We start from the raw sequence: 21,220 nt of genomic DNA, 5'->3' as shown, positions 1-21,220 counted from the left end.
TTATCCCAGCTTGATGGTTGTTGCGTCGGTGAACTCAGCGACGGGCACATGCAGGTTCTGCGGCGCAGGGCCTTTACGGATCCGGCCAGCGGTATCGTAGTGCGACCCGTGGCAGGGGCAGAACCAACCGTTGAATTCGCCTGCACCATCGCCCAGCGGCACACAGCCGAGGTGGGTACAAACGCCCATCATTACCAGCCATTCACCGTTTTCATCCATGGCGCGGTTTTGGTCCGCGGCATCGGTGCCAGGCTTGTTGGGGTTTTCCGAAGCGGTATCAATCAGGCCTGCGACGTCAACCGCGCGGGCTTCGTCGATCTCTGCCTGAGTACGACGGCGGATGAACACGGGTTTCCCCAGGAACATCACACTGATCTGCGTTCCAACTTCTACACCGCTAATATCCACGAGAATCGAGGACAAAGCTTTGACGTCGGCCGAGGGATTCATCTGATTGACCAGGGGCCATACAGCGGCACCCGCAGTCACTGCCCCGGCGCCGGCAGTGGCGTAGTAGAGGAAATCTCTCCGGGTTCCTTCGTGGTCTTCTGCGTGGGACACGAGGTTTTCTCCATTTCCAGCGCCCGTTTAGGGCAAACATGCGCATGCACCACGATAAACGCGGTGACTCATGGCGGGTCATAAACGGGTGAAGCGCTTTCGTCCAGCGGTCAAAGGCGCACATGCCACTCCAGTTTCAAGTTTCTTTGCAACGGCGCTCTGAAAGCCACAGAGGAAAGGCGTCTCCCCCCAGATTCATAAAGGAAAACTTAACCCTCTGGCGGCTGCGTCGCCTGCATCGCGTCACGCGATTCGAAGGTCTTGAACCAATCCGCCAGGGCCTCATTTCCAACCCGCCAACCTGCATCCGGGTGGCGAAAATCGACATAAGCCAGTGCGCAGCCCACGGCGATCTGACCCATGTCCAATGGCCCCTGCAAGTGACTCATCCAGCGCGCATTGAGCGCCGAGCAAGCCCCCAGTACCTTACCCAGCTGCGCCTTGATCCAATCAGGCGATTGCTGCGCTTCTGGACGCAGGCGCATCTCATAGGTCATCAAAACGGCCGCTTCCATGATGCCATCGGCCGTGGCCTCCAGTACCTTGCTGTCCCAACCGCCGCCATAAAGATCACTATCGGCGCGCGCGTTCAGGTATTCGCAGATTACCCGGCTGTCATACAGCGCCGGCCCATCCGCGCGTTCGAGCGCCGGGATTTTTGCCAAGGGGTTACTAGCCTGAACATCAGCACTGGGCGCATAGGGGGTGGTGGCAACATTGTGAAGCTCCACGCTGTCCAGCGTTTCGGTCTCATGCAGCAAGACCATCACTTTGCGCACAAAGGGGGAAGTCGGGGCATAGTGCAGTTTCATCGCGCTCTCCTCTTTCAATTGATCGCAGCCTAGCCACTCATGGGCAAATGGAAAGCCCAAGTCGCCTCACTTGCCCAAACAAACCCATGTCGCGCTGCGTCAGCCTGCCGTTCTTGTCTTGCACATTTCAGCTCTTCTTGGCAGGGTCGCGCTGTTCTCAGGGCGGGGCGAAATTCCCCACCGGCGGTATGCGAGGGGTCTCCCTTTGCAAGCCCGCGAGCGGCTTTTGCTGTGTCCACGATCCAAAAAGTGGGAACCGGTTTTTGGATGAATTGTGGAACACCAGCAAAAGTGTCAGCAGATCTGGTGTGATTCCAGAGCCGACGGTCATAGTCCGGATGGAAGAGAACGTGCGACAGGGATGCTTTTGGCTCAGGCCGGATGCAGTTTTGCCGTTCGTTATCGCCTTGGGTGACGTGTCAAACCTATAGGAGATAACCATGACACACACCCGCTACGCCTTTATCAAGGCACAATGGCATGCCGATATTGTTGATCAGGCCTTGCTTGGTTTCACCCAGCTTATCCCAGCCGAACAGGTGGATGTCTTTGACGTACCCGGCGCGTTTGAGATGCCACTCATGGCACAAGACCTAGCCAAGACAGGTGCCTATACCGCCGTCGCCTGCGCTGCATTTGTGGTCGATGGCGGCATCTACCGCCATGATTTTGTCGCCCAATCCGTCGTCGATGGTCTGATGCGCGTTGGGCTGGACACCGGCGTTCCTGTGCTATCGGTCTCGCTGACCCCGCACCAGTATCAGGAGACGGATCATCACAATGCCATCTACCGCGCCCATTTTGTCGACAAGGGCCGCGAAGCGGCTCAGGCTGCGCTGATGATCGCCAAGTCGCGTCAGAAACTGGCTGCTGTCGCATAAATACGCAAATGGCGGTGGGTTGATCGCCCACCGCCCTAGCCCAAATAGGCCCTCAGAGCTGGCGGTGGGTTATCCAACAAGACACTTGTGGGCTGCGGCGGCTGCGCCGTACCTTCGGCAACCAATACGACCTGATCCGCGATACGACGTGCATCTTTTGGATCATGGCTGACCATCAGAACAGTCGCACCGGTCTCATCCGCGATTTCCGCCACCAAATCCAACATTTCATCCTTCAGCGCCGGCCCAAGCGCCGCAAAGGGCTCATCCAATAGCAGGAGGTCTCGCCGCTGCAAAAGTACCCGCGCCAGAGCAACCCGGCTTTGTTGCCCTCCCGACAGCTCCGCCGGTTTACGCGCCGCCAGGGTGCCCAAACCCACCCTGCTTAAAGCCTGTCGAATCTGTGATTGCTCCTCGCGCGACAGGCGCAGATTCGCCCGCAAACCAAGGCCCGCATTCTGCGTCACGGTGAGATGCGGAAACAGATTACCGTCCTGAAACAGCATCGCCACGGGACGCTGGCCAGGTGGCATTTCGCTGAGATCTTCACCCTGCCAAAGGATGCGCCCCCTCTGCAGCGGCAAGAAACCGGCGATAGCCTCAATCAGCGTGGATTTCCCCGCTCCGGAGGGACCGATCACGGCCAGTTTGGCTCCGGCAGTTATCTGCAGATCCGCCCGAAGCCTAAAGCCGCCGTTTTCTATTTCGCAATTCTCAAGCTTCAGCATGCCAGCGACCTCCACGGTCCAGGATCCAAAATGCGCCCATCGATAGTATCAACAACACCAGCGCCGCCCCCGCCGCCGCCTCCATCTGGTAGGCCCCCATCAGGCGGTAAACCTGGAGCGGCAAAGTCGCGACCTCGGGATCGGCAAACAGGGTTATCACGCCGAGATCTCCCATCGACAGGGCCGCGGCCAGCCCCGCCGCAAACCCAATCTGCGCCCGCATGCGCGGCAGAAACACGCGCCACAGAAATGGCGTACCCGCCATGTCGAGCGAAAGGGACAACCGTCCGTAGCGCAACATCACCTCACGGGCGCGCGGCACCAGAATGCGCAGGGCAAAGGGCAGTGCCATCACCGCATTCACCAGGGCCGTCACCGGCAGTGCCAGTTCGAAAGGATCGGCAACGGGGTAGATCACGATGAACAGCCCAGTGCCAATCACGAGAGGCGAAGCAGCCAGCCCCAAGATGCCTGCGACCTCAATCAATGTGCTGCGCCCCATCGCCACAGCAGCCGCCATCGGCAAAGCCAAACTCAACAACAACACTGTGCTCAACCCTGCAACCAAGACCGAGGTCAGAGCAGCCACCCAAACGGAAGCGCCAAGCAGGACCAGCCCGGACAGTCCCGACACAACCACCGCAGACAGGGGCAGGATCAGAAACAGAGCAGCAAAGCCGATCCAGGCGAGATCAATGCAGCGCGCCAAGGGCGTCTCTCCATCCCAACGCCGTAGCACCCGGTCCAGCCCAGCGCCGACGCCATCCTTGTCGGAAACCCGCAGCGCCACAAAGCCCGCTATCCCCGTCAACCCAAGCTGCACCGCCGACAACAACGCCGCCCGACCTAGATCAAAATCAAACCGAAAGGCCTGATAGATTGCCAACTCAAGTGTGGTAGCGCGCGGCCCCCCTCCGAGAGTCAGCGCCACGGCAAAGCTCGACAGGCAAATGGCAAAGACCACCGCCAAGGCACCAGGTACCACCCGTCGCAACATCGGGGCCTCTAGCAATTGCCAGATGGCACCCGGACCTGCATTCACCTGCGCTGCCAAGCGAAAGCGCTCTGCTGGAATCTCCTGCCACCCTTGCAGAATCAACCGTGTCGCCAGCGGCAGGTTGAAGAAGACATGGGCCAGAACCACGCCATGCAGTCCATAAATCTGCAAGGGGTCCAGCCCGAAAATCATCAGTATCTGGCTAATCCACCCTGCGCGGCCAAAGACCGTGAGCAAACCAAGAATTGCAACGATCACTGGCAGGATAAACGGCGCCCCCAATAGCGCGATCAGCGCCGAGCGCCCCCAGAACCGACGCCGTGCCAAAGCCCGTGACAGCCCAATGGCCAGGCCAACACTCAACACGGCAGACAGGGTCGCCTGGGTAAGGGTAAAGCGCAACGCCGCCCAATCACTGGCGCCAAAGCCGCGCCCGGCCTCAGCCCGCAGGGCCACCGCCAGGAGCGTCCCGAGGATCAGCGCGGCCACAATCAAGGCCGCGCCTGCTCCGGGAAAAGCGCTTATTGGCTGAGCGCGTCGAGCCATTCGCCTAAGGCACCATCACGCAGGGCCGCTGCTTCATCCGCCGACAACAGCAGCGATTTGGCTGGAGTAATCAGGGTCTCAAACCCTTCAGGCAGACCAGCAGAAGGCGTCACAGCCGGATACATCCAGTTGGTCGTTGGAATGATTGATTGGAATTCTTCGGAGACCATGAAATTCATGAAGTCCTTCGCAAGCTCGGGCTGATCGCTCGCCGCCATAATGCCAGCAACCTCAACCTGCAGATAGTGCCCCTCAGCAAAAGCGGCCGCTGCTTTCGAGCCATCTTCCTCTGCTATCAGGTGATAGGCAGGCGAAGTGGTATAGGAGAGCACCATATCGGCCTCTCCTTCCAGGAACAGACCATAGGCCTCAGACCAGCCCTTGGTCACGGTAACCACATTATCCGCCAGATCAGCCCAGATCGCCGGGGCCTCATCTCCGTAGGCTGCCTTGACCCACATCAGCAGACCCAAACCGGGGGTCGATGAGCGCGGATCCTGAATGACAATCTTCACATCACTAGCGCCCAACGCTTTGAAGTCTGTCGGCACAGACACAGCATCGGCATTGTGGACAAAGGCAAAATACCCCCAATCATAAGGGGCAAAATACGCATCCTCCCAAGACACAGGCAGGCTGTACTCCGCCTGCACGCCATGTTCGGCGAACAGCCCGGTGGCAGCGGCGGCAGCCGTCAGATTGGTATCCAGACCCAGCACCACATCCGCCTGCGACCGCGCACCTTCCAGTTTGACACGGGCCAGCAGCGCGGCGCCATCGCCCGCCCCAATCAGCTTCAAATCACAGCCACACTGAGCCTCAAATGCTTTCTCAACCGCTGGGCCTGGGCCCCAATCGGAAACAAAACTGTCATAGGTGTAAACAGTCAGCTCAGGCGTTTCGGCATAGGCTGCCGATGCGCTCAAAATTGCTGCTGCAAAAACAGAATACTTCATGGCATCCTCCTTTGCGGCATCGGGCAAGGGTGGAGGAACTCCGAAACCTTCCCTCCGCCGGTTTTAGCCGGTTCAGGTTCAACGGGTTTACTCTCAGCCAATGTCGTCCTGGCACCCCGAGGTATCTCATCTCCTAGGCCGCTACCGCTTTAAAGGCAAGCCCAGCCCTCGCCAAAGCTGCCGGTTTCATTTGGCCCAAAATATCCCGGGGGAGCCGCCAAAGCGGCGGGGGCAACGCCGCCCTCTTCTCTCTCCTCCCCTTCGCGCGCTAGGTAGATCACACTGCAATACCTCTTGAGCCACAGGCCGAGCCTCGCTAAGCACGTCTCGCAAAGGAGATCCCAGCCCATGTCGATGAACAGCTTTGGCCATCTTTTCCGTGTCACCACCTGGGGCGAAAGCCACGGACCGGCGCTGGGGGCAACCGTGGATGGCTGCCCACCCAATGTTCCGCTGGAACCAGAAATGCTGCAACAGTGGCTTGATCGGCGCCGCCCTGGCCAGAACAAGAACACCACCCAACGCAATGAACCTGATGCCGTTAAAATCCTCTCTGGGGTTTTTGAGGGCAAAAGCACTGGGACACCGATCCAGCTGATGATCGAAAACACGGATCAGCGTTCCAAGGATTACGGCGATATCGCCCAGACCTTCCGCCCCGGCCATGCCGACATCACCTATTTCCAGAAATACGGCAATCGCGACTATCGCGGTGGTGGACGTTCCTCCGCCCGGGAAACCGCGGCCCGTGTCGCTGCCGGTGGTGTTGCACGTGAAGCCGTTAAAGCGCTGGTGCCGGGGCTGGAGATCACCGGCTACATGACCCAAATGGGCGAAATGGAGATCGACCGCTCCCGCTTTGACTGGGAGGCGATCGGACAAAATGATTTCTGGATCCCTGATGCTGGTGCCGTGCAGGACTGGGAGGATTACCTGCAGGGGTTGCGCAAAGCGCATGATTCCGTTGGCGCCGTAGTAGAAGTGGTCGCACGCGGCGTCCCGGCCGGAATTGGCGCGCCGGTCTACAACAAGCTCGACACCGATCTGGCGGCGGCGATGATGTCCATCAATGCCGTGAAGGCCGTGGAAATCGGCGAAGGCATGAATGCCGCCCGCCTCAAGGGATCTCAGAATGCTGATGAGATCTTCATGGGCAATGATGGCCAGCCGGTTTATTCCTCCAACCATGCCGGCGGCATCCTCGGGGGGATCTCGACCGGCCAGGATGTTGTGGTGCGCTTTGCGGTCAAGCCGACCTCTTCGATCCTGACTCCGCGCCAGTCGATCCGCAAGGATGGCACTGCTGCCGAGGTGATCACCAAGGGACGCCATGACCCTTGCGTTGGTATCCGCGCCGTGCCGGTAGCCGAGGCCATGATGGCCTGCGTCCTCCTGGATCACCTGCTGCTGCACCGGGGCCAGGTTGGCAGCAACCAGGGCCGTATCGGCGAATGAACCTGAAGCAGCTCCAGGTCAAACTGCGCCGTATTGCCGAAGTCCAAATGGCGCAGGACCCGGCCCATGATATTGCGCATCTGGACCGCGTCTGGGCCAATGCCCATCGGATCGCCCTGGATGAAAACAAAGACGACCCAGGTCGCGCCGATCTGCGGGTGCTGATCGCGGGCGCCTATCTGCACGATCTGGTCAACCTGCCCAAAGACCACCCTGAGCGCGAAACCGCCTCTAAGCTCTCGGCGGAGAAATCAGAGCCTATCCTGGAGGGTTTGGGCTACTCGGCGATTGAAATCGCCGCTGCCCAGCACGTGATCGAGGCCCATAGTTTCTCTGCCGGTTTGCCCGCCAATAGCCTAGAGGCTCTGATCCTGCGCGATGCCGACCGGTTGGATGCGCTGGGGGCTGTGGGCATAGCGCGCACCTTTATGGTTGCGGGCACCATTGATCGTCCTCTGTGTGATGCAGATGATCCTTTTGCGGCTAACCGGCCCTTGGATGATCAGACCTGGTCGATTGACCACTGGCATCTCAAACTGCTCAAATTGCCCGGCGACATGGCCACGGATAAGGGCCGCAAGATCGCCCGCAAACGCGCGCGGCTGATGCTGGCCTATCTGCGGCAGTTGGCCAAGGAAATGGACACCGAGCTGCCCGATCACTGGGCCGAGCTGCTGCAATGATCCAGATCCTGGCCATCACCTTTCCCATCTATGTGGCCCTGGCGCTGGGCTATCTGGTGGTCTGGAAAGGCTGGTTCAGCGCCGGTGACATGCGGGTTTTGGGGCGCTATGTGCTGAACATCGCCCTCCCCGCCTTGATCTTTTCTGCCGTTGCAGTGCGCAGCCCGGTGCAGGTTTTTCAACCCGGTTATGTGTTGGTCTATGCCCTTGGCGGGCTGGCAACGGTGGCGCTGTCCTATCTGCTGTTTACTCTGCGCGGAACAGACCCAAGGCGCCGCGCACTGGGGGTCATGGGCTCTACCTGTCCCAACAATGCCTTTGTCGGCTACCCCATCATGCTTCTCGCCTTTCCCGATCAGGCCGGCATCATCCTGGCGCTGAACCTGCTGGTAGAGAACCTGATATTGGTCCCGGTCTGCCTGATTCTGGTGGACCTCGCAGGCAAGGGTGTTGATCAACCGCTACTGCCGAGATTGGGACGAATCTTGCTGGATCTAGCCAAAATGCCCATGCTTATTGGCCTCGCCCTGGGGCTGGTGGTGTCGATCTTCAGCATACCGCTGCCTGGCCCCCTTATGCGGTCTATCGATATGTTTGCGGTTTCTGCTGGGGCTGTTGCCCTGATTGTCATTGGCGGGTCGCTTGTAGGGATGCCGCTGCATGGCAACCGCTCGCTGGCCGCGCAGATCAGTGTGTCAAAACTGATGCTGCACCCATCTCTGGTCGCTCTTGTTGCTGCCATCCTTCTGGGGCTGGGGCTGATCACACTACCGCCCGCGCTGCACAGCGCGGTTATCCTATCGGCAGCAATGCCCATGTTTGGCATCTATACCGTCCTGGCCCAGCGCCAAGGGCTGGAGGGGGCTGCCAGCCTCGCCATGCTCACCGGAACCAGCGGCGGCTTTGTGACGCTGACTTTATTGTTGTGGCTTCTAACCTGACGGATCACCCCAGGGCCTGATTTCCCCCCACTAGGCGAACAAATGCGCGTAGCCCTCACGCAGCGCCTTTTTCTGCACCTTGCCCATGGTGTTGCGTGGCAGGGCATCCAGCAGGATTACCTCTTTGGGTTGCTTGAACTTGGCCAGCTGCCCGGACAGAGCCGCCTTCACCGCTTCGGCACTGGTGCCTTCGCCCGCAGGCACGACCACGGCCACGACCGCCTCGCCAAAGTCGGGATGCGGCACGCCAATCACCGCGCTTTCCAGCACCCCAGGCAGATCGTCAATCAGGCTCTCGATCTCCTTGGGGTAGACGTTGAAGCCGCCGGTAATCACCAGATCCTTGGCCCGCCCGACGATGGTGATATAGCCATCCTCATCCATCCGGGCCATGTCGCCGGTGATGAACCAGCCATCCGGCAGCAATTCTTCGGCAGTCTTTTCCGGCATCTGCCAGTAGCCTTGAAAGACATTCGCTCCGCGCACATGCAAGACACCGATCTCGCCCTGCGGTACCTCTTTCCCATCCGCCATGATCCGCGCTTCGACGCCGGGCAAGGGGAAGCCGACGGTGCCCGCGCGACGCTCTCCGTCATAGGGGTTCGAGGTGCTCATATTGGTCTCGGTCATCCCGTAACGTTCCAGGATGCGATGGCCGGTGCGCGCCTCCCAGTCCTCATGCGTGTCCACCAGCAAGGGCGCCGAACCAGAGATGAACAGGCGCATGTTCGCAGCCCGCTCCCGCGTCAGCCGCTCATCCGCAAGAAGACGGGTGTAGAAGGTTGGCACCCCCATCATAGCCGTCGCGCGTGGCATCGCGTCAAGGATCTCATCGGCGTTGAAGCCTTTCAGGAACACCAGCCGCGCCCCGGCCAGCAGCGCCACATTGGTGGCCACAAACAGACCATGGGTGTGAAAGATCGGCAGCGCGTGGATCAGCACATCCTGGTCGGTGAACTGCCAGTAGTCGCGCAGCATCAGGGAGTTCGAGGCGAGGTTCTCATGGCTCAGCATCGCGCCCTTGGAGCGCCCCGTGGTGCCCGAGGTATATAGGATCGCCGCCAGATCATCCGGCCCGCGCGGCACAGGATCAAAGCCGCCGCGCCCCACGACGGCATCGGAAAGGCTGCCAAGCCCCTTGCCATCCAGCGTCACCACGCGGGCGTCTCCTGCCACCTCGGCAATGTCATCTTCGCGGGCGGGATCGCAGACCAGAACGCGCGGGCGGGCATCACCCAGAAAATAGGCCACCTCGGGCGTGGTATAGGCGGTGTTGAGCGGCAGAAAGACGCCGCCCGCCATCACCGTGCCAAGGTAAAGCTGGATCGCCTCGATGGTCTTTTCCACCTGTACCGCCACCCTGTCGCCGGGTTTGACGCCCATCGCCACGAGTGCTGCCGCGTTGCGCTCGGCTCCCGCGAACAACTCGCCAAAGGTCATGCTGGCCCGCGCTGGGAAGGTGGCGAAATTGCGCGTCTCATGAGCGATAGAGGCCACGCGCAGCCGGGAAATCAGGTGGTTGGCGTCATACATTGGCAGCATCCTTCGTGAAATGCCGCTATCTGCGCCAGAGCGAGGCGGGAAATCAAGCCATTGATATTGGCCGGGTCTGCTAATCGTGTGTCTGCAGTTGGAATAATACAAGGATATCAGTTGCGTGCCTGGACACGCCATTTTCTAGGGTTCTTTCTTCGCAACTGTGGGATAGATTCAGATCCATCACCCCTGTCAAAGAGCGTTTTATGTGGAAAAAGACATGTTCTCTTACCTGACCAACGATCATATTACTCAATTGGCCTCGGCACTGGATGTAGTGCCGGGAATGCGTGTGCTTGATTTGGGATCCGGTAGTGGAAGCTATTTGCCTGCGATCTTCGCGGAGTTGGACGGTGCGGGTAAGGTCACAGCTGTGGACAGAAGCGAACGGGCACTATCTGATATCCGAGAGCAATATCCCGAGGCCATTGAGCGCGGCAGTCTTGAATGCAAAGCGGCTGACATCGCTGCGCATCCATTGCCATTCGAAGACAATTTTTTTGATCGTATTCTTTGCCAAAACGTGATCGAGTGCGTTGCCGACAGAATGGGGCTGATCAACGAATGCTACCGGCTCCTCAAGCCGGGCGGTAAGTTACTGATATCTCACCATGATTTTGATACTGCGGTGTACAATAGCAGCGAAGTGGAACTAACACGTCAGTTAGTCCATGGGTTCGCGGATACCACGCAAGATTGGCAGGACAATTCGGATGGTCAGATCGGGCGAAAACTATCTGGGTTGATGGCAGCATCGTATTTCGGTGGGCCCGAGAAACGCGGGACTATATTGATTGAAGAGTACGAGTATAGCCCGAGGGCTTACGGGTACAATTATAGTAAGTGGGCGACAGATATTGCTATGAAGACCGGGGAATTACCGATCGGCGATCTTCGAAACTGGCTAAGGGATCTAGAAATCAAAGCGTCTGAGAGAAATTATTATTTCAGCATTTGTCTGATGGCAGCGCTCGGAACAAAATCGCGATAGAGCGTTCGCATCCTGAATGCTACGTTTCGCCAGCATCTATGGTTTTGCACTACGATGTCACAAAAGCCTTCCGGGCCTACTTTCTGAATTGCGGCCATGGGGTTTTCGTTGAGATACGTCCGCTTTGTCCGCAAAGCGGACCCTCGTCGACAGAGGGCGAACGGCAGCAAGGTCCGCAAAGCGGGCCAACACGATTTGCAGAGATGTCCTTGATCTTTGCCGCTCACAGGCGCAGGTTGCTCGCCATGACGAACCCCTTAACATCGCATCGACCTATGCTCGCCATCCTGCTAAAGGTTGCAGCTATAGGTCTGTTTACAGGGCTTTCTGCTCTGATCAAGGCAGTGTCTGATGTGGTGCCAGCGGGCGAAGCGGTTTTCTTTCGCTCGTTCTTCGCTATTCCCGTCATTGTGGTTTGGCTATCGATGCGGGGAGACCTTAAAAACGGTCTGAAGACACAGCGCCCCATGGGCCATATCCTGCGTGGGTTGGTTGGCACCTCTGCGATGGCCATGACCTTCATGGGGCTCGGTATGTTGCCTCTGCCCGAGGTAACGGCGATTGGCTATGCCACGCCCATTTTTACCCTGATCCTGGCCGCAGTGTTTCTTGGAGAGCGCATTCGTTTGGTCCGCATCAGTGCCGTTACCGTGGGGCTACTTGGGGTTTTGATCATGATCTACCCACGGCTGTCCGGCGGGATAGATATGTCCAGCACTGCCTTTGTCGGTGTCCTGCTGATCCTAGGGGCCACCGTGGCACGTGGGTTTGTACAGATCCATATCCGTCGCATGGTGATGACAGAGCACACCGCCGCTATTGTGTTCTACTTTTCTGTTACCGCTTCACTCCTCTCATTGCTGACGCTGCCCTTTGGCTGGGTCATCCCTGATATGCCGACCTTGCTCTTGCTGATTGGCGCCGGACTGGTGGGTGGAGTCGCGCAAATTCTCGTCACCTCCTCCTACCGTTTTGCCCCGGCCTCAATGTTGGCACCCTACGACTATGTGTCGATGCTCTTTGCAATCGCGATTGGTTATATCTGGTTTGCCGAGCTGCCAACGATTGTCATGTTGGCCGGAGCCTGCCTGGTGATTGCAGGGAATATTCTGGTGATCTGGCGTGAAAGCCGCCTAGGATTGGTACGGGGAAAGGCAAAATCCCTGACCGATCCCAAAGGCGGTTAGGCCAGCCCACGCCCGTGACCAGGCCTAGCCCTTGGCGTTCAACCGCTCCGTCAGATTCTGAATTTTATCACGTAATTCAATAAGTTCTGCAATATCATCACCCGCTGCATCCAAGATACAACGCGAAATTGGCGCTGCCTCCTTTTGTAGGGCAAGCCCCTTGGCGGCCAGAGAGACGATGACACTGCGTTCATCCTCCGGATTACGGCGACGCTGGATGAGATCTGATTTTTCCATACGTTTCAAAAGAGGGGTAAGCGTATTGGATTCCAGATTGAGAGCACCGCCAAGGTCACTCACTTTTTGACCGTCACACTGCCAAAGCGCAACAAGCACCAAATATTGGGGGTAAGTCAGCCCATGTTGTGACAATAGCGGCCGGTAGAGGCGCCCCATGGCATTATTGGCCGCATAAAGCGCAAAGCACAGCAGATCATCAAGGGAAAGAGGCCGGTTCAACATAGGCACAAGATAAATCGCACACGACCAAACCTCAAGCCCTTGCCAGTTCGATGTGGCTTCGCTATTTAAGTCGTGCACGATTATTTCCTATCCGATTAAAAGGGAGCCCACTATGACTATTTCTCCAATATATACCGCGCAAGGCACCGCTACCGGAGGCCGCAATGGCCGCGCCAAAGTTGCGGAATCCGGTCTTGATCTGGTGCTCGCCGCGCCACCGGCTCTGGGCGGAAACGGAAAAGGCAGCAATCCAGAACAGCTATTTGCCGCCGGTTACTCCGCCTGTTTTATTGGGGCCATGCAATTTGCCACCACGCAGGATGCCAGCCTGGCCAAAGTACCGGCTGAGGTCTCAGTTACTGCAAATGTAGGAATTGGCCCTAATGCTGAAGGTGGTTTTGGCCTGAGTGTCACCCTGTCGGTTAAACTCCCTGGGGTAGACACCGCAGAGGCGGAACGCGTCATTGAAGCGGGTCACAAGATCTGCCCCTATTCCAATGCGGTACATGGCAATGTCGAAGTTACGACAGAGCTGCTGTGACTTTGCAGAACTACCCGTTGCGAGGCCCTGCCTCGCGCCCTGGGCTATTTTAGCCAAATGAAGGCGCCACAGGCGACAACCGCACCGACAGGTGCTCATACAGAAAAAGCGCGGAAGTTACCTTCCGCGCTTTTCCATTTTGGGAACAGTAGATGGGATTAACTACGCACCAAGGCCTCGTAGGCGGCGGCAATGTCGCGTGTCATATCTCCGACTTCAAATTTATAGGGGCCAATTGCACCAACTGGCGTGACCTCGGCAGCAGTGCCCGTCAACCAGCATTGCTCAAACCCTTCCATTTCCTCTGGTAGGATGCGGCGCTCGTGCACTACGATACCCTTTTCCTTAAGCATAGAAATGACTGTTTGACGGGTGATCCCGTTGAGGAAGCAATCTGCCAACGGGGTGTGCACTTCGCCGTCTTTTACAAAGAAAATATTGGCCCCCGTCGCCTCCGCCACATAGCCGCGATAGTCCATGAACAAGGCGTCTGAGCACCCCTTAGCCTCGGCTTTATGTTTGGAAATGGTGCAGATCATATAGAGACCTGCCGCTTTGGCATGAACCGGGATAGTTTCCGGGCTGGGCCGTTTGTATTCAGCGATATCCAATTTGGCGCCTTCCATTTTGGCATCGCCATAATAGGCACCCCAGCCCCAAACCGCGATCGCCATGCGAACTGGATTTTGGGCAGAAGCAACCCCCATATCTTCACCAGAGCCGCGCCAGACTAACGCGCGCACATAGGCGTCCTGCAAACCTGAGGCCTTTAGGGTCTGCTCTTTTGCCGCTTCGATCTCATCCACTGAGTAAGGCATTGGCATATCCAGCGCCTCGGCGCTGGCGATCAGGCGTTCAGAATGTTCACGACTTTTGAAAATCTTGCCGTTGTAGGCGCGTTCGCCTTCAAAGACAGAAGAGGCATAGTGCATTGCATGCGTGAGGACATGCACCTTGGCGTCCCGCCAGTTTACCAGCTCCCCATCCATCCAGATCAAGCCGTCACGATCATCATATCCAGCCATGCCACAGCCTCCTCAAAGCAGAAAATATTTTCACAAATTGCGCCGCAAATGGCCGGATCGGACATATTGTTGCGCCAAAGCTGCGATTCGATACATCTTCACCCTTGGAATGTCAATATAGCTGACATAAACTGACTGTCAGGGACTTGAGGCGATCAAAGGGGAGAGCACCATGACTGAGGGTGGCTCACACGGACGGCCAATGGGGCATTTTGGCGGCGAAAGCCTATTGTTTTTGACCGATGAACAGCTACGACAAGGGATTGAGGCGATGTTTTTTGCCTATCGCGGCTTTACCGCGGATCCGGATCGCATTCTGGCCCTGATGTCCTACGGCCGCGCCCACCACCGCGCCATACATTTTATCAACCGCGCCCCTGGGACCACGGTGAACAATATGCTGACCATTCTCGGCGTCACCAAACAATCGCTAAACCGAGTTCTGCGTACCTTGATCAGCGATGGGTTGGTCGAAAGCCGGGTGGGAGTCACGGACAAACGTGAGCGCCATCTGCACCTCACAGAGGAAGGAAAAAAACTGGAGGCTCAACTCTCAGATGCGCAGCGCGCCCGCATGCGCGCCGCCTATAAAGATGCAGGGCCTGAGGCTGTACAGGGGTTCAAAAAGGTGCTGGAGGCGATGATGGATGCGGATATGCGCCGCGCCTATGTTAACCTGCGGGAGACCGGATCATGAGCACCTTTGACTCACATCTCCTCATCGTGGACGACGATGAACGCATCCGCGGTTTGCTGAAGAAATTTCTGATGCGGGCCGGGTTTCTCGTCTCTGCGGCACGCGATGCCGCCCATGCCCGCCGGGTCTTGGCGGGGCTCGATTTTGATTTGATCATCATGGATGTCATGATGCCTGGCGAAGACGGAATCTCGCTAACCAAATCCCTGCGTGAAACCATGAGCACGCCGATCCTGTTGCTCACGGCAAAGGGCGAAACAGAGGATCGCATCACCGGTTTTGAGGCAGGCGCAGATGACTACCTCCCCAAGCCTTTTGAACCCAAAGAACTGCTATTAAGGGTCAATGCGATTCTGCGGCGGGTGCCGGATACCTCGGCGCAGGACAGTGCGCCCAAGGTCCTGCATCTTGGCGACATTCGCTATGATGTCGAACGGGGGGAAATGTGGCAAGGCAGCGATCTGGTGCGATTGACCGGCACCGAAAGCCAGCTGATGAAAATCTTTTCAGCCTGCCCTGGCGAACCCGTGAACCGGACAAAACTGGTAGAAGATTTGGGCCGGGATCGGGGCCAGGCGCAGGAGCGTGCGGTGGATGTCCAGATCACGCGGCTACGTCGCAAGATTGAACCGAACCCAAAACAGCCACAATACCTGCAAACCGTGCGGGGAGCGGGATATATGCTGGCACCTGACTGATCCTGTCGGCTGAGCAGCTCAGATAGGTGAGACCTCTCGGCGCCATCTTGTGACCCATGGCCCTTGATCCTTAGGTGTGGCAGGTTGAATATACCCGGGTTATTTCAATTTTGGGACGCGCCGAATGACCACCGCCCTGATCACCCATGCTGACTGCCTGCACCACGTGACTCCTGAGGGTCATCCTGAACAGGTGGCGCGACTGGAACATATCCTGCATGCGTTGGAGCCTCTGGATCTGAAGCGGGTTCCCGCGCCGATGGCGGCAGAGGACGATGTCCTGCGCATTCATCCCGTGGATCACCTGCGTACCCTGCGATCGGCCCACCCCAGCGAAGGCTATACACAGGTCGATGGCGATACCTTCATGTCGCCCGGCACGCTGGATGCAGCGTTTCGTGGGGCGGGTGCCGCGGTGCGCGCCGTCGATATGGTGCTGGGGGGGCAGGCGCAGAATGCCTTTGCTGCCATTCGCCCGCCCGGCCACCATGCCGAAACGGAAACTGCAATGGGGTTTTGTTTCTTTGGCAATGCCGCCCTGGCCGCCAAACACGCCCTCGACCATCACGGGCTGAAGCGCGTCGCGGTGGTGGATTTTGATGTGCATCACGGCAATGGCACCCAAGATCTTTTGTGGGACGAGCCCCGTGCCCTGTTTATCTCCAGCCAGCAGATGCCTCTCTGGCCCGGTTCAGGCCGCCCGGATGAGGATGGCGCCCATGGCCAGATCGTCAACATGCCGCTGCCCCCCGAATCGGGCGGCACCGAAATGCGCGCAGCCTATGAAGGGCAGGCTTTTCCGCGCCTGCGGGCCTTTAAGCCAGAGCTGATCATCATCTCAGCGGGCTTTGACGCCCATCGCGATGACCCTCTCGCCAGCCTGAACTGGAGCACAGAGGATTTTGCCTGGCTCACGGCTGAGCTGTGCGTTCTGGCAGAGGAACTGTGCCAGGGTCGTATCGTCTCGACTTTGGAAGGCGGATATGATCTGAAAGCCCTGGCGCAGGCCACCCGTGCGCATGTGAAAGAATTGATAAAGGCAGCGACGAGATGACCACCGAAACACCCGTGAACGAGATGAGCTTTGAACAGGCCATGCGTGAGTTGGAAACCGTTGTCGGCCAATTAGAACGTGGCGACGTGGCATTGGATGCCTCGATTGCGCTCTATGAGCGCGGTGCCCAGCTGAAAAAACGCTGTGAGGATGAATTGAAGCGCGCCGAAGAAAAGGTGGCCTCTTTGACGTTGGATGCCAACGGCACGCCGGTTGCGACCCAGGCTCTGGACGCGGGCTAATAGCATGGCCGTCCAGTTCACCGTTGCGCTGCAACAGGCGCAGCAAGAGATCTCTGCCCGCTTGAACACCATCATTCCGGTTGGAGCGACCCTGGGAAAACCAATGTTGCATGCCGTTTTGGGTGGCAAAATGCTGCGCGGTTTTCTGGTGCTGGAAAGCGCCCGCCTGCACGGTGTTGATGCCGAGGCCGCCCTGGATGCAGCCGTCGCCATTGAGTGCATCCACGCCTATTCTCTGGTTCATGATGATCTGCCCTGCATGGATGACGATGATCTGCGTCGCGGCCTGCCGACTATCCATAAAAAATGGGACGAGGCCACCGCCGTTTTGACGGGCGACGCGCTGCAAACCCTGGCCTTTGACCTCTTGGCAGATAGCAAATTCGGCCCCAATGCGCTTGAACTTATCCGGCTGTTGGCCCGCGCCGCAGGGCGTTCTGGCATGGTGCAGGGACAAATGCTGGATATTGATGCCGAAACCGCCAGTACCCCGCTGACATTGGAGCAGATCACCCGCCTCCAGGACCGGAAAACCGGCTGCCTGATCAACTGGTCAGCCACAGTTGGGCCCGTGATTGCCGGTGACGATTCCCGTGCCCTGTGGCAATATGCAACTGCCCTTGGCCTTGCTTTTCAGATCGCCGACGACATCTTGGATATCGAAGGAGACGCAGAAAAGGTCGGCAAAGCCCTGCGCAAAGATGCCGATGCCGGCAAGGCGACCTTTGTCTCGCTCTTGGGGTTGGAGCCCGCAAAACAGCGCGCGCGGGATCTGATAGACGAGGCCTGCGCCGCGCTCGCGCCCTACGGGGAAGCGGGAGAAACCTTGAAGCAGGCCGCCCACTTCGTTATTGCGCGAGACAGCTGACACCGGGGTGCCCCTGCTCCGCCCGCCACAAGGAAACATCATGTCTGACCGGCCCTCTACCCCGCTTTTGGACCAGATCGCGCGCCCTACAGATATGAAAGGGCTGAGTGATAGCCAACTGGTGCAGCTGGCCCATGAATTGCGGCAAGAGACCATCTCGGCGGTGTCCGAAACTGGCGGCCATCTGGGCGCCGGTCTGGGTGTGGTCGAGCTCACCGTGGCCCTGCATGCGATCTTTGACACCCCGCGTGACAAACTGATCTGGGATGTTTCACATCAAAGTTACCCGCATAAGATCCTGACCGAGCGCCGCGACCGAATCCGCACCCTGCGCACAAAGGGCGGGCTGTCGGGTTTCACCAAACGCTCTGAATCCCCCTATGATCCCTTTGGCGCTGCTCATAGCTCCACCTCGATCTCGGCGGCCCTGGGTTTTTCCGTTGCCCGCGATCTGGGCGGCGTGGTGCCCGAAGGCCTGGGTGAGGCAATCGCGGTGATTGGCGATGGTTCCATGTCGGCCGGCATGGCCTTTGAGGCAATGAACAACGCCGGTCATCTCAAAAAACGCATGATCGTGATCCTCAACGACAATGAGATGAGCATCGCTCCCCCGGTCGGTGCGCTGTCGTCCTACCTGTCGCGCCTCTATGCAGAAGAGCCCTTTCAGGAATTGAAAGCCGTGGCCAAGGGCGCCGCCTCGCTGTTGCCGGAACCCTTCCGCGAAGGGGCAAAACGCGCCAAGGACATGCTCAAGGGCATGGCAGTGGGCGGCACAATGTTTGAATCCTTTGGCTTCTCATATCTCGGCCCCATCGATGGCCATGACATGGACCAGCTGCTGCCGGTGCTGCGCACTGTCAAAGCCCGCGCTACTGGCCCGGTGTTGATCCATGTGCTGACCAAAAAGGGCAAAGGCTACGGTCCCGCCGAGGCCGCCCGTGACAAAGGCCATGCCACCGCCAAATTTGATGTGGTGACGGGCAAGCAACATAAGACCCCCTCAAATGCGCCCTCCTATACCGGGGTCTTTGGTGACGAACTGGTGAAACTGGCCGCCAAGGACGACAAGATCTGCGCCGTCACCGCCGCCATGCCCGATGGCACTGGTCTGTCGCTGATGGCAGAACGCTACCCCTCGCGCTGTTTTGATGTGGGCATTGCCGAACAGCATGGCGTCACCTTTGCCGCCGCTCTGGCGGCCGGCGGGATGAAGCCGTTTTGCGCAATGTATTCGACCTTCCTGCAGCGCGGCTATGACCAGGTGGTGCATGACGTCGCCATCCAGCGCCTGCCCGTGCGCTTTGCCATCGACCGCGCCGGTCTGGTCGGCGCCGATGGCGCCACCCATGCGGGGTCCTTCGACATTGGCTATATGGCCAACCTGCCTGGCATGGTGGTCATGGCCGCCGCTGACGAGGCAGAGCTGGTGCATATGGTCCATACCGCCGCCGCTCATGACGCGGGCCCCATTGCCTTCCGTTATCCCCGTGGTGAGGGCGAAGGCGTCGAGATGCCGGAAGAACCACAACTGCTGGAGATCGGCAAGGGCCGGATGATCCAGGAAGGCAGCCGCGTTGCTCTGCTCTCCTTTGGCACTCGTCTAGGTGAGGTCAAAAAGGCCGCCGAGGCGCTGGCGGCCAAAGGCATCACGCCAACAATTGCCGACGCCCGCTTTGCCAAACCATTGGACCGCGAGATGATCCTGGATCTGGTGGCAGGTCACGAAGCGCTGATCTCAATCGAAGAGGGCGCGGTGGGCGGCTTTGGCTCCCATGTGGCGCAGCTTTTGTCCGATGAGGGCGTGTTTGATCGCGGCTTCAAATTCCGCTCCATGGTGCTGCCAGATATCTTCATCGACCAATCCAGCCCGGCCGACATGTATGAAACCGCCGCAATGAACGCGCCGCAAATCGAAGCCAAGGTGCTGGAGGTTCTTGGTGTTGCGCAGATCGGGGAAAAGCGTGCGTAAGATTGGCGTAGAAGAAAACCGCGAACGGGACTCTCAACTTCCAGAGGCCTTCAAGTCTGCCAGATCTCGCATCATGTACATCGAGGACAAGTCAGAAGGGTTGAACGGCCCAGCCTGGATTGGACGCGTCTACTTTTCCAAATCTGGAAAATCTCTCTACTATCAAGGCAAGATGTTTCAAAGCCTCAAGGGATCAGGCTTTAAGGCTAACTTTTTTGAAACTGAAACCGGAGGTCATTACTGGATTTCCGGACCGCGCAAGGATCAGAACGACCGACTATATGGCGGTTTCAAAGATGTCTCAATCGACGAAGATGTTCAGGACGAATATCTGCAATACTTGAAATCTTGACCTGTTCCCAAGCCGGTTCGCGCGTCACAACGCTGGCGGCTCTTCCGGCGGTACAAAACGCTCCATGTCTTCTGCTGCAAGTACTGCCTGCAAACCCTCGCGGTAGCTCGGATACAAGAGCTCAACCCCCAACGCGTTTTTGATACGACTGTTGCGGACGCGCTTGTTCTCGCCGTAAAAACTGCGCGCCATTGGGGTCATGCCCGCCTCGTCAAAGGGTACTTCGGCGGGCACGGGCAGGCCCAGCAGCTCGGCCGCATGGCCCAGCACATCCTGGGGCGGCGCCGGATCATCATCGCAGAGGTTATAGATGCCGCCCGGGTTGGGCTGATCCATCGAGGCCAGCAGCGCCTGCACAATGTCATCCACATGAATGCGCGAAAACACCTGGCCCGGTTTGACAATGCGCCGTGCTTTGCCCGCCATCAGCTTGGCAAAGGGGCCACGACCGGGGCCGTAAATGCCGGCCAAGCGAAAGATATGCAGCGGCAGATCAGGGATTTCTTGCCATTGACGCTCTGCCAGGGCACGCCAATTTCCCCGTTCACTGGTCGGGGCGACCGGGGTTGCCTCATCCACCCAATCTCCGCCACGATCACCATACACAGCCGTGGTCGACAGATAGCCGAGCCACTCTAGATCAGGGGCAATGGTGGAGATTTCGCGGCTCAATGCTGCCAAGACCGGATCGCCCATTGCATTGGGCCCGATCGAGTTCAACACATGGGTGACGCCCGGCCAGATGATCTGCTCGCCAGGCCAGGTGATCATCTCCACACCAGGTGCATCTACCGGCTCACGCGCAGTCCCAATCACCCGCCAGCCACGCGCCAGTAGATGCGGCGCGAGATTGCGCGCGGTATACCCATATCCAAGACAAAGAAGCGTTTTCTGCATGGGATCTATTTGGGCAGAACCACGCGACGGTGCAAGGCTTGTTTCATCCCCGGCACCGCTCTTTTATGCCGCCATCACCTTTGACGCCCAGTTCAAATAGACCTGACAGAGGCATTTGCCCCCGCGATTTGCAATAACGCG

Annotated in this window: 23 protein-coding genes and 2 riboswitches; of the genes, 14 read left to right on the top strand and 9 right to left on the bottom strand. The window is 58.4% G+C overall.

From position 1 onward, the window contains the following. Both petA and MED193_RS14015 read right to left on the bottom strand, forming a co-directional pair. The gene (gene petA, locus MED193_RS14020) at positions 1-561 is read right to left on the bottom strand and encodes a ubiquinol-cytochrome c reductase iron-sulfur subunit (RefSeq protein ID WP_009810397.1); all 561 of its coding nucleotides are present in this window, start codon (positions 559-561) and stop codon (positions 1-3) included. Between the two features lie 209 nt (positions 562-770). Beyond that, complete coding sequence (locus MED193_RS14015; RefSeq protein WP_009810396.1) at positions 771-1,373, bottom strand: glutathione S-transferase; 603 nt, start codon at positions 1,371-1,373, stop codon at positions 771-773. Between the two features lie 149 nt (positions 1,374-1,522). Beyond that, positions 1,523-1,727, top strand: a riboswitch (FMN riboswitch). Positions 1,728-1,813: 86 nt separating this feature from the next. Here MED193_RS14015 and MED193_RS14010 point away from each other — a divergent pair. Continuing rightward, entirely contained in the window at positions 1,814-2,254 is a 441-nt protein-coding gene (locus tag MED193_RS14010) for a 6,7-dimethyl-8-ribityllumazine synthase (RefSeq protein ID WP_009810395.1), read from the top strand. A 35-nt stretch (positions 2,255-2,289) separates the two neighbouring features. Here MED193_RS14010 and MED193_RS14005 read toward each other — a convergent pair whose 3' ends face one another. From MED193_RS14005 to thiB, 3 genes are read right to left on the bottom strand one after another with little or no spacing between them, the layout of a single operon-like run. Then, positions 2,290-2,982: an ATP-binding cassette domain-containing protein gene (locus tag MED193_RS14005; RefSeq protein ID WP_039966896.1), complete on the bottom strand. Its 693-nt coding sequence runs from the start codon at positions 2,980-2,982 to the stop codon at positions 2,290-2,292. Continuing rightward, complete coding sequence (locus tag MED193_RS14000) at positions 2,969-4,525, bottom strand: thiamine/thiamine pyrophosphate ABC transporter permease ThiP (RefSeq protein ID WP_039966199.1); 1,557 nt, start codon at positions 4,523-4,525, stop codon at positions 2,969-2,971. The genes MED193_RS14005 and MED193_RS14000 overlap by 14 nt, the downstream gene beginning before the upstream one ends. Continuing rightward, on the bottom strand, positions 4,501-5,481 hold the full coding sequence (gene thiB, locus MED193_RS13995) for a thiamine ABC transporter substrate binding subunit (RefSeq protein WP_009810392.1): 981 nt from the start codon (positions 5,479-5,481) through the stop codon (positions 4,501-4,503). The genes MED193_RS14000 and thiB overlap by 25 nt, the downstream gene beginning before the upstream one ends. A gap of 32 nt (positions 5,482-5,513) precedes the next feature. Then, positions 5,514-5,610: riboswitch (TPP riboswitch) on the bottom strand. A 219-nt stretch (positions 5,611-5,829) separates the two neighbouring features. Here thiB and aroC point away from each other — a divergent pair. The 3 genes from aroC to MED193_RS13975 are packed head-to-tail and all read left to right on the top strand — an operon-like array spanning position 5,830 to position 8,560. Beyond that, positions 5,830-6,936: a chorismate synthase gene (gene aroC, locus MED193_RS13985; RefSeq protein ID WP_009810390.1), complete on the top strand. Its 1,107-nt coding sequence runs from the start codon at positions 5,830-5,832 to the stop codon at positions 6,934-6,936. After that, positions 6,933-7,619: an HD domain-containing protein gene (locus tag MED193_RS13980; protein WP_009810389.1), complete on the top strand. Its 687-nt coding sequence runs from the start codon at positions 6,933-6,935 to the stop codon at positions 7,617-7,619. The genes aroC and MED193_RS13980 overlap by 4 nt, the downstream gene beginning before the upstream one ends. Beyond that, a complete protein-coding gene (locus MED193_RS13975) occupies positions 7,616-8,560 on the top strand; it encodes an AEC family transporter (RefSeq protein ID WP_009810388.1) in 945 nt (314 codons plus the stop codon). The genes MED193_RS13980 and MED193_RS13975 overlap by 4 nt, the downstream gene beginning before the upstream one ends. A 30-nt stretch (positions 8,561-8,590) precedes the next feature. Here the strand turns inward: MED193_RS13975 and MED193_RS13970 are convergent, their stop codons facing one another. Further along, on the bottom strand, positions 8,591-10,093 hold the full coding sequence (locus MED193_RS13970; protein WP_009810387.1) for a malonyl-CoA synthase: 1,503 nt from the start codon (positions 10,091-10,093) through the stop codon (positions 8,591-8,593). Between the two features lie 211 nt (positions 10,094-10,304). On the opposite strand from MED193_RS13970, the gene MED193_RS13965 reads away from it, so the two are divergent. Then, a complete protein-coding gene (locus tag MED193_RS13965; protein ID WP_157041357.1) occupies positions 10,305-11,087 on the top strand; it encodes a methyltransferase domain-containing protein in 783 nt (260 codons plus the stop codon). Between the two features lie 245 nt (positions 11,088-11,332). Beyond that, positions 11,333-12,274: a DMT family transporter gene (locus tag MED193_RS13960; protein WP_039966895.1), complete on the top strand. Its 942-nt coding sequence runs from the start codon at positions 11,333-11,335 to the stop codon at positions 12,272-12,274. Positions 12,275-12,298: 24 nt separating this feature from the next. Here MED193_RS13960 and MED193_RS13955 read toward each other — a convergent pair whose 3' ends face one another. Next, positions 12,299-12,814: a MarR family winged helix-turn-helix transcriptional regulator gene (locus MED193_RS13955; RefSeq protein WP_368072270.1), complete on the bottom strand. Its 516-nt coding sequence runs from the start codon at positions 12,812-12,814 to the stop codon at positions 12,299-12,301. 34 nt (positions 12,815-12,848) lie between these two features. Between MED193_RS13955 and MED193_RS13950 the strand changes: the two genes are divergently transcribed. After that, positions 12,849-13,277 (top strand): organic hydroperoxide resistance protein, encoded by a 429-nt coding sequence (locus MED193_RS13950; RefSeq protein ID WP_009810383.1) that lies wholly within the window; start codon positions 12,849-12,851, stop codon positions 13,275-13,277. A 158-nt stretch (positions 13,278-13,435) separates the two neighbouring features. Here MED193_RS13950 and MED193_RS13945 read toward each other — a convergent pair whose 3' ends face one another. Further along, positions 13,436-14,302 carry a branched-chain amino acid aminotransferase gene (locus tag MED193_RS13945; RefSeq protein ID WP_009810382.1) on the bottom strand — a complete coding sequence of 289 codons (867 nt, stop codon included), beginning with the start codon at positions 14,300-14,302 and terminating at the stop codon, positions 13,436-13,438. A 172-nt stretch (positions 14,303-14,474) separates the two neighbouring features. Here MED193_RS13945 and MED193_RS13940 point away from each other — a divergent pair, with 172 nt between their 5' ends. The 7 genes from MED193_RS13940 to MED193_RS13910 all read left to right on the top strand — a co-directional run bounded on the left by MED193_RS13940 (position 14,475) and on the right by MED193_RS13910 (position 20,182). Then, a complete protein-coding gene (locus MED193_RS13940) occupies positions 14,475-14,999 on the top strand; it encodes a MarR family winged helix-turn-helix transcriptional regulator (RefSeq protein ID WP_039966198.1) in 525 nt (174 codons plus the stop codon). Beyond that, positions 14,996-15,697 (top strand): response regulator, encoded by a 702-nt coding sequence (locus tag MED193_RS13935; RefSeq protein ID WP_009810380.1) that lies wholly within the window; start codon positions 14,996-14,998, stop codon positions 15,695-15,697. The genes MED193_RS13940 and MED193_RS13935 overlap by 4 nt, the downstream gene beginning before the upstream one ends. 124 nt (positions 15,698-15,821) lie before the next feature. Further along, positions 15,822-16,751 (top strand): histone deacetylase family protein, encoded by a 930-nt coding sequence (locus tag MED193_RS13930; RefSeq protein ID WP_009810379.1) that lies wholly within the window; start codon positions 15,822-15,824, stop codon positions 16,749-16,751. Next, positions 16,748-16,993, top strand: coding sequence for an exodeoxyribonuclease VII small subunit (locus MED193_RS13925; protein WP_009810378.1), 246 nt, complete (start codon positions 16,748-16,750; stop codon positions 16,991-16,993). The genes MED193_RS13930 and MED193_RS13925 overlap by 4 nt, the downstream gene beginning before the upstream one ends. Before the next feature lie 4 nt (positions 16,994-16,997). After that, positions 16,998-17,861: a polyprenyl synthetase family protein gene (locus MED193_RS13920; RefSeq protein ID WP_009810377.1), complete on the top strand. Its 864-nt coding sequence runs from the start codon at positions 16,998-17,000 to the stop codon at positions 17,859-17,861. A gap of 40 nt (positions 17,862-17,901) precedes the next feature. After that, positions 17,902-19,830 (top strand): 1-deoxy-D-xylulose-5-phosphate synthase, encoded by a 1,929-nt coding sequence (gene dxs / locus MED193_RS13915; protein ID WP_009810376.1) that lies wholly within the window; start codon positions 17,902-17,904, stop codon positions 19,828-19,830. Then, positions 19,823-20,182 (top strand): hypothetical protein, encoded by a 360-nt coding sequence (locus MED193_RS13910; RefSeq protein WP_009810375.1) that lies wholly within the window; start codon positions 19,823-19,825, stop codon positions 20,180-20,182. Before dxs ends, MED193_RS13910 begins: the two co-directional genes overlap by 8 nt. Positions 20,183-20,206: 24 nt before the next feature. Here the strand turns inward: MED193_RS13910 and MED193_RS13905 are convergent, their stop codons facing one another. Next, positions 20,207-21,079 (bottom strand): SDR family oxidoreductase, encoded by an 873-nt coding sequence (locus tag MED193_RS13905; RefSeq protein WP_009810374.1) that lies wholly within the window; start codon positions 21,077-21,079, stop codon positions 20,207-20,209. Positions 21,080-21,220 lie beyond the last annotated feature (141 nt).

Source organism: Roseobacter sp. MED193 (assembly GCF_000152965.1).
In the GTDB taxonomy this organism is placed as follows: Bacteria; Pseudomonadota; Alphaproteobacteria; order Rhodobacterales; family Rhodobacteraceae; genus Pseudophaeobacter.
Note: the sequence above shows the minus strand (reverse complement) of the source record. Positions and strands in the feature narration are given on the sequence as shown.

What these genes read in the sequence shown, in the direction of transcription:
- MED193_RS13945 (WP_009810382.1), bottom strand. Translation starts at nt 14,302, where the DNA reads ATGGCTGGATATGATGATCGTGACGGCTTGATCTGGATGGATGGGGAG.
- MED193_RS13920 (WP_009810377.1), top strand. Translation starts at nt 16,998, where the DNA reads ATGGCCGTCCAGTTCACCGTTGCGCTGCAACAGGCGCAGCAAGAGATC.
- thiB (WP_009810392.1), bottom strand. Translation starts at nt 5,481, where the DNA reads ATGAAGTATTCTGTTTTTGCAGCAGCAATTTTGAGCGCATCGGCAGCC.
- dxs (WP_009810376.1), top strand. Translation starts at nt 17,902, where the DNA reads ATGTCTGACCGGCCCTCTACCCCGCTTTTGGACCAGATCGCGCGCCCT.
- MED193_RS13940 (WP_039966198.1), top strand. Translation starts at nt 14,475, where the DNA reads ATGACTGAGGGTGGCTCACACGGACGGCCAATGGGGCATTTTGGCGGC.
- MED193_RS13950 (WP_009810383.1), top strand. Translation starts at nt 12,849, where the DNA reads ATGACTATTTCTCCAATATATACCGCGCAAGGCACCGCTACCGGAGGC.
- MED193_RS14010 (WP_009810395.1), top strand. Translation starts at nt 1,814, where the DNA reads ATGACACACACCCGCTACGCCTTTATCAAGGCACAATGGCATGCCGAT.
- MED193_RS13970 (WP_009810387.1), bottom strand. Translation starts at nt 10,093, where the DNA reads ATGTATGACGCCAACCACCTGATTTCCCGGCTGCGCGTGGCCTCTATC.
- MED193_RS13925 (WP_009810378.1), top strand. Translation starts at nt 16,748, where the DNA reads ATGACCACCGAAACACCCGTGAACGAGATGAGCTTTGAACAGGCCATG.
- aroC (WP_009810390.1), top strand. Translation starts at nt 5,830, where the DNA reads ATGTCGATGAACAGCTTTGGCCATCTTTTCCGTGTCACCACCTGGGGC.
- MED193_RS14015 (WP_009810396.1), bottom strand. Translation starts at nt 1,373, where the DNA reads ATGAAACTGCACTATGCCCCGACTTCCCCCTTTGTGCGCAAAGTGATG.
- MED193_RS13980 (WP_009810389.1), top strand. Translation starts at nt 6,933, where the DNA reads ATGAACCTGAAGCAGCTCCAGGTCAAACTGCGCCGTATTGCCGAAGTC.
- MED193_RS13960 (WP_039966895.1), top strand. Translation starts at nt 11,333, where the DNA reads ATGACGAACCCCTTAACATCGCATCGACCTATGCTCGCCATCCTGCTA.
- MED193_RS13935 (WP_009810380.1), top strand. Translation starts at nt 14,996, where the DNA reads ATGAGCACCTTTGACTCACATCTCCTCATCGTGGACGACGATGAACGC.
- MED193_RS14005 (WP_039966896.1), bottom strand. Translation starts at nt 2,982, where the DNA reads ATGCTGAAGCTTGAGAATTGCGAAATAGAAAACGGCGGCTTTAGGCTT.
- MED193_RS13975 (WP_009810388.1), top strand. Translation starts at nt 7,616, where the DNA reads ATGATCCAGATCCTGGCCATCACCTTTCCCATCTATGTGGCCCTGGCG.
- MED193_RS13930 (WP_009810379.1), top strand. Translation starts at nt 15,822, where the DNA reads ATGACCACCGCCCTGATCACCCATGCTGACTGCCTGCACCACGTGACT.
- MED193_RS13905 (WP_009810374.1), bottom strand. Translation starts at nt 21,079, where the DNA reads ATGCAGAAAACGCTTCTTTGTCTTGGATATGGGTATACCGCGCGCAAT.
- MED193_RS14000 (WP_039966199.1), bottom strand. Translation starts at nt 4,525, where the DNA reads ATGGCTCGACGCGCTCAGCCAATAAGCGCTTTTCCCGGAGCAGGCGCG.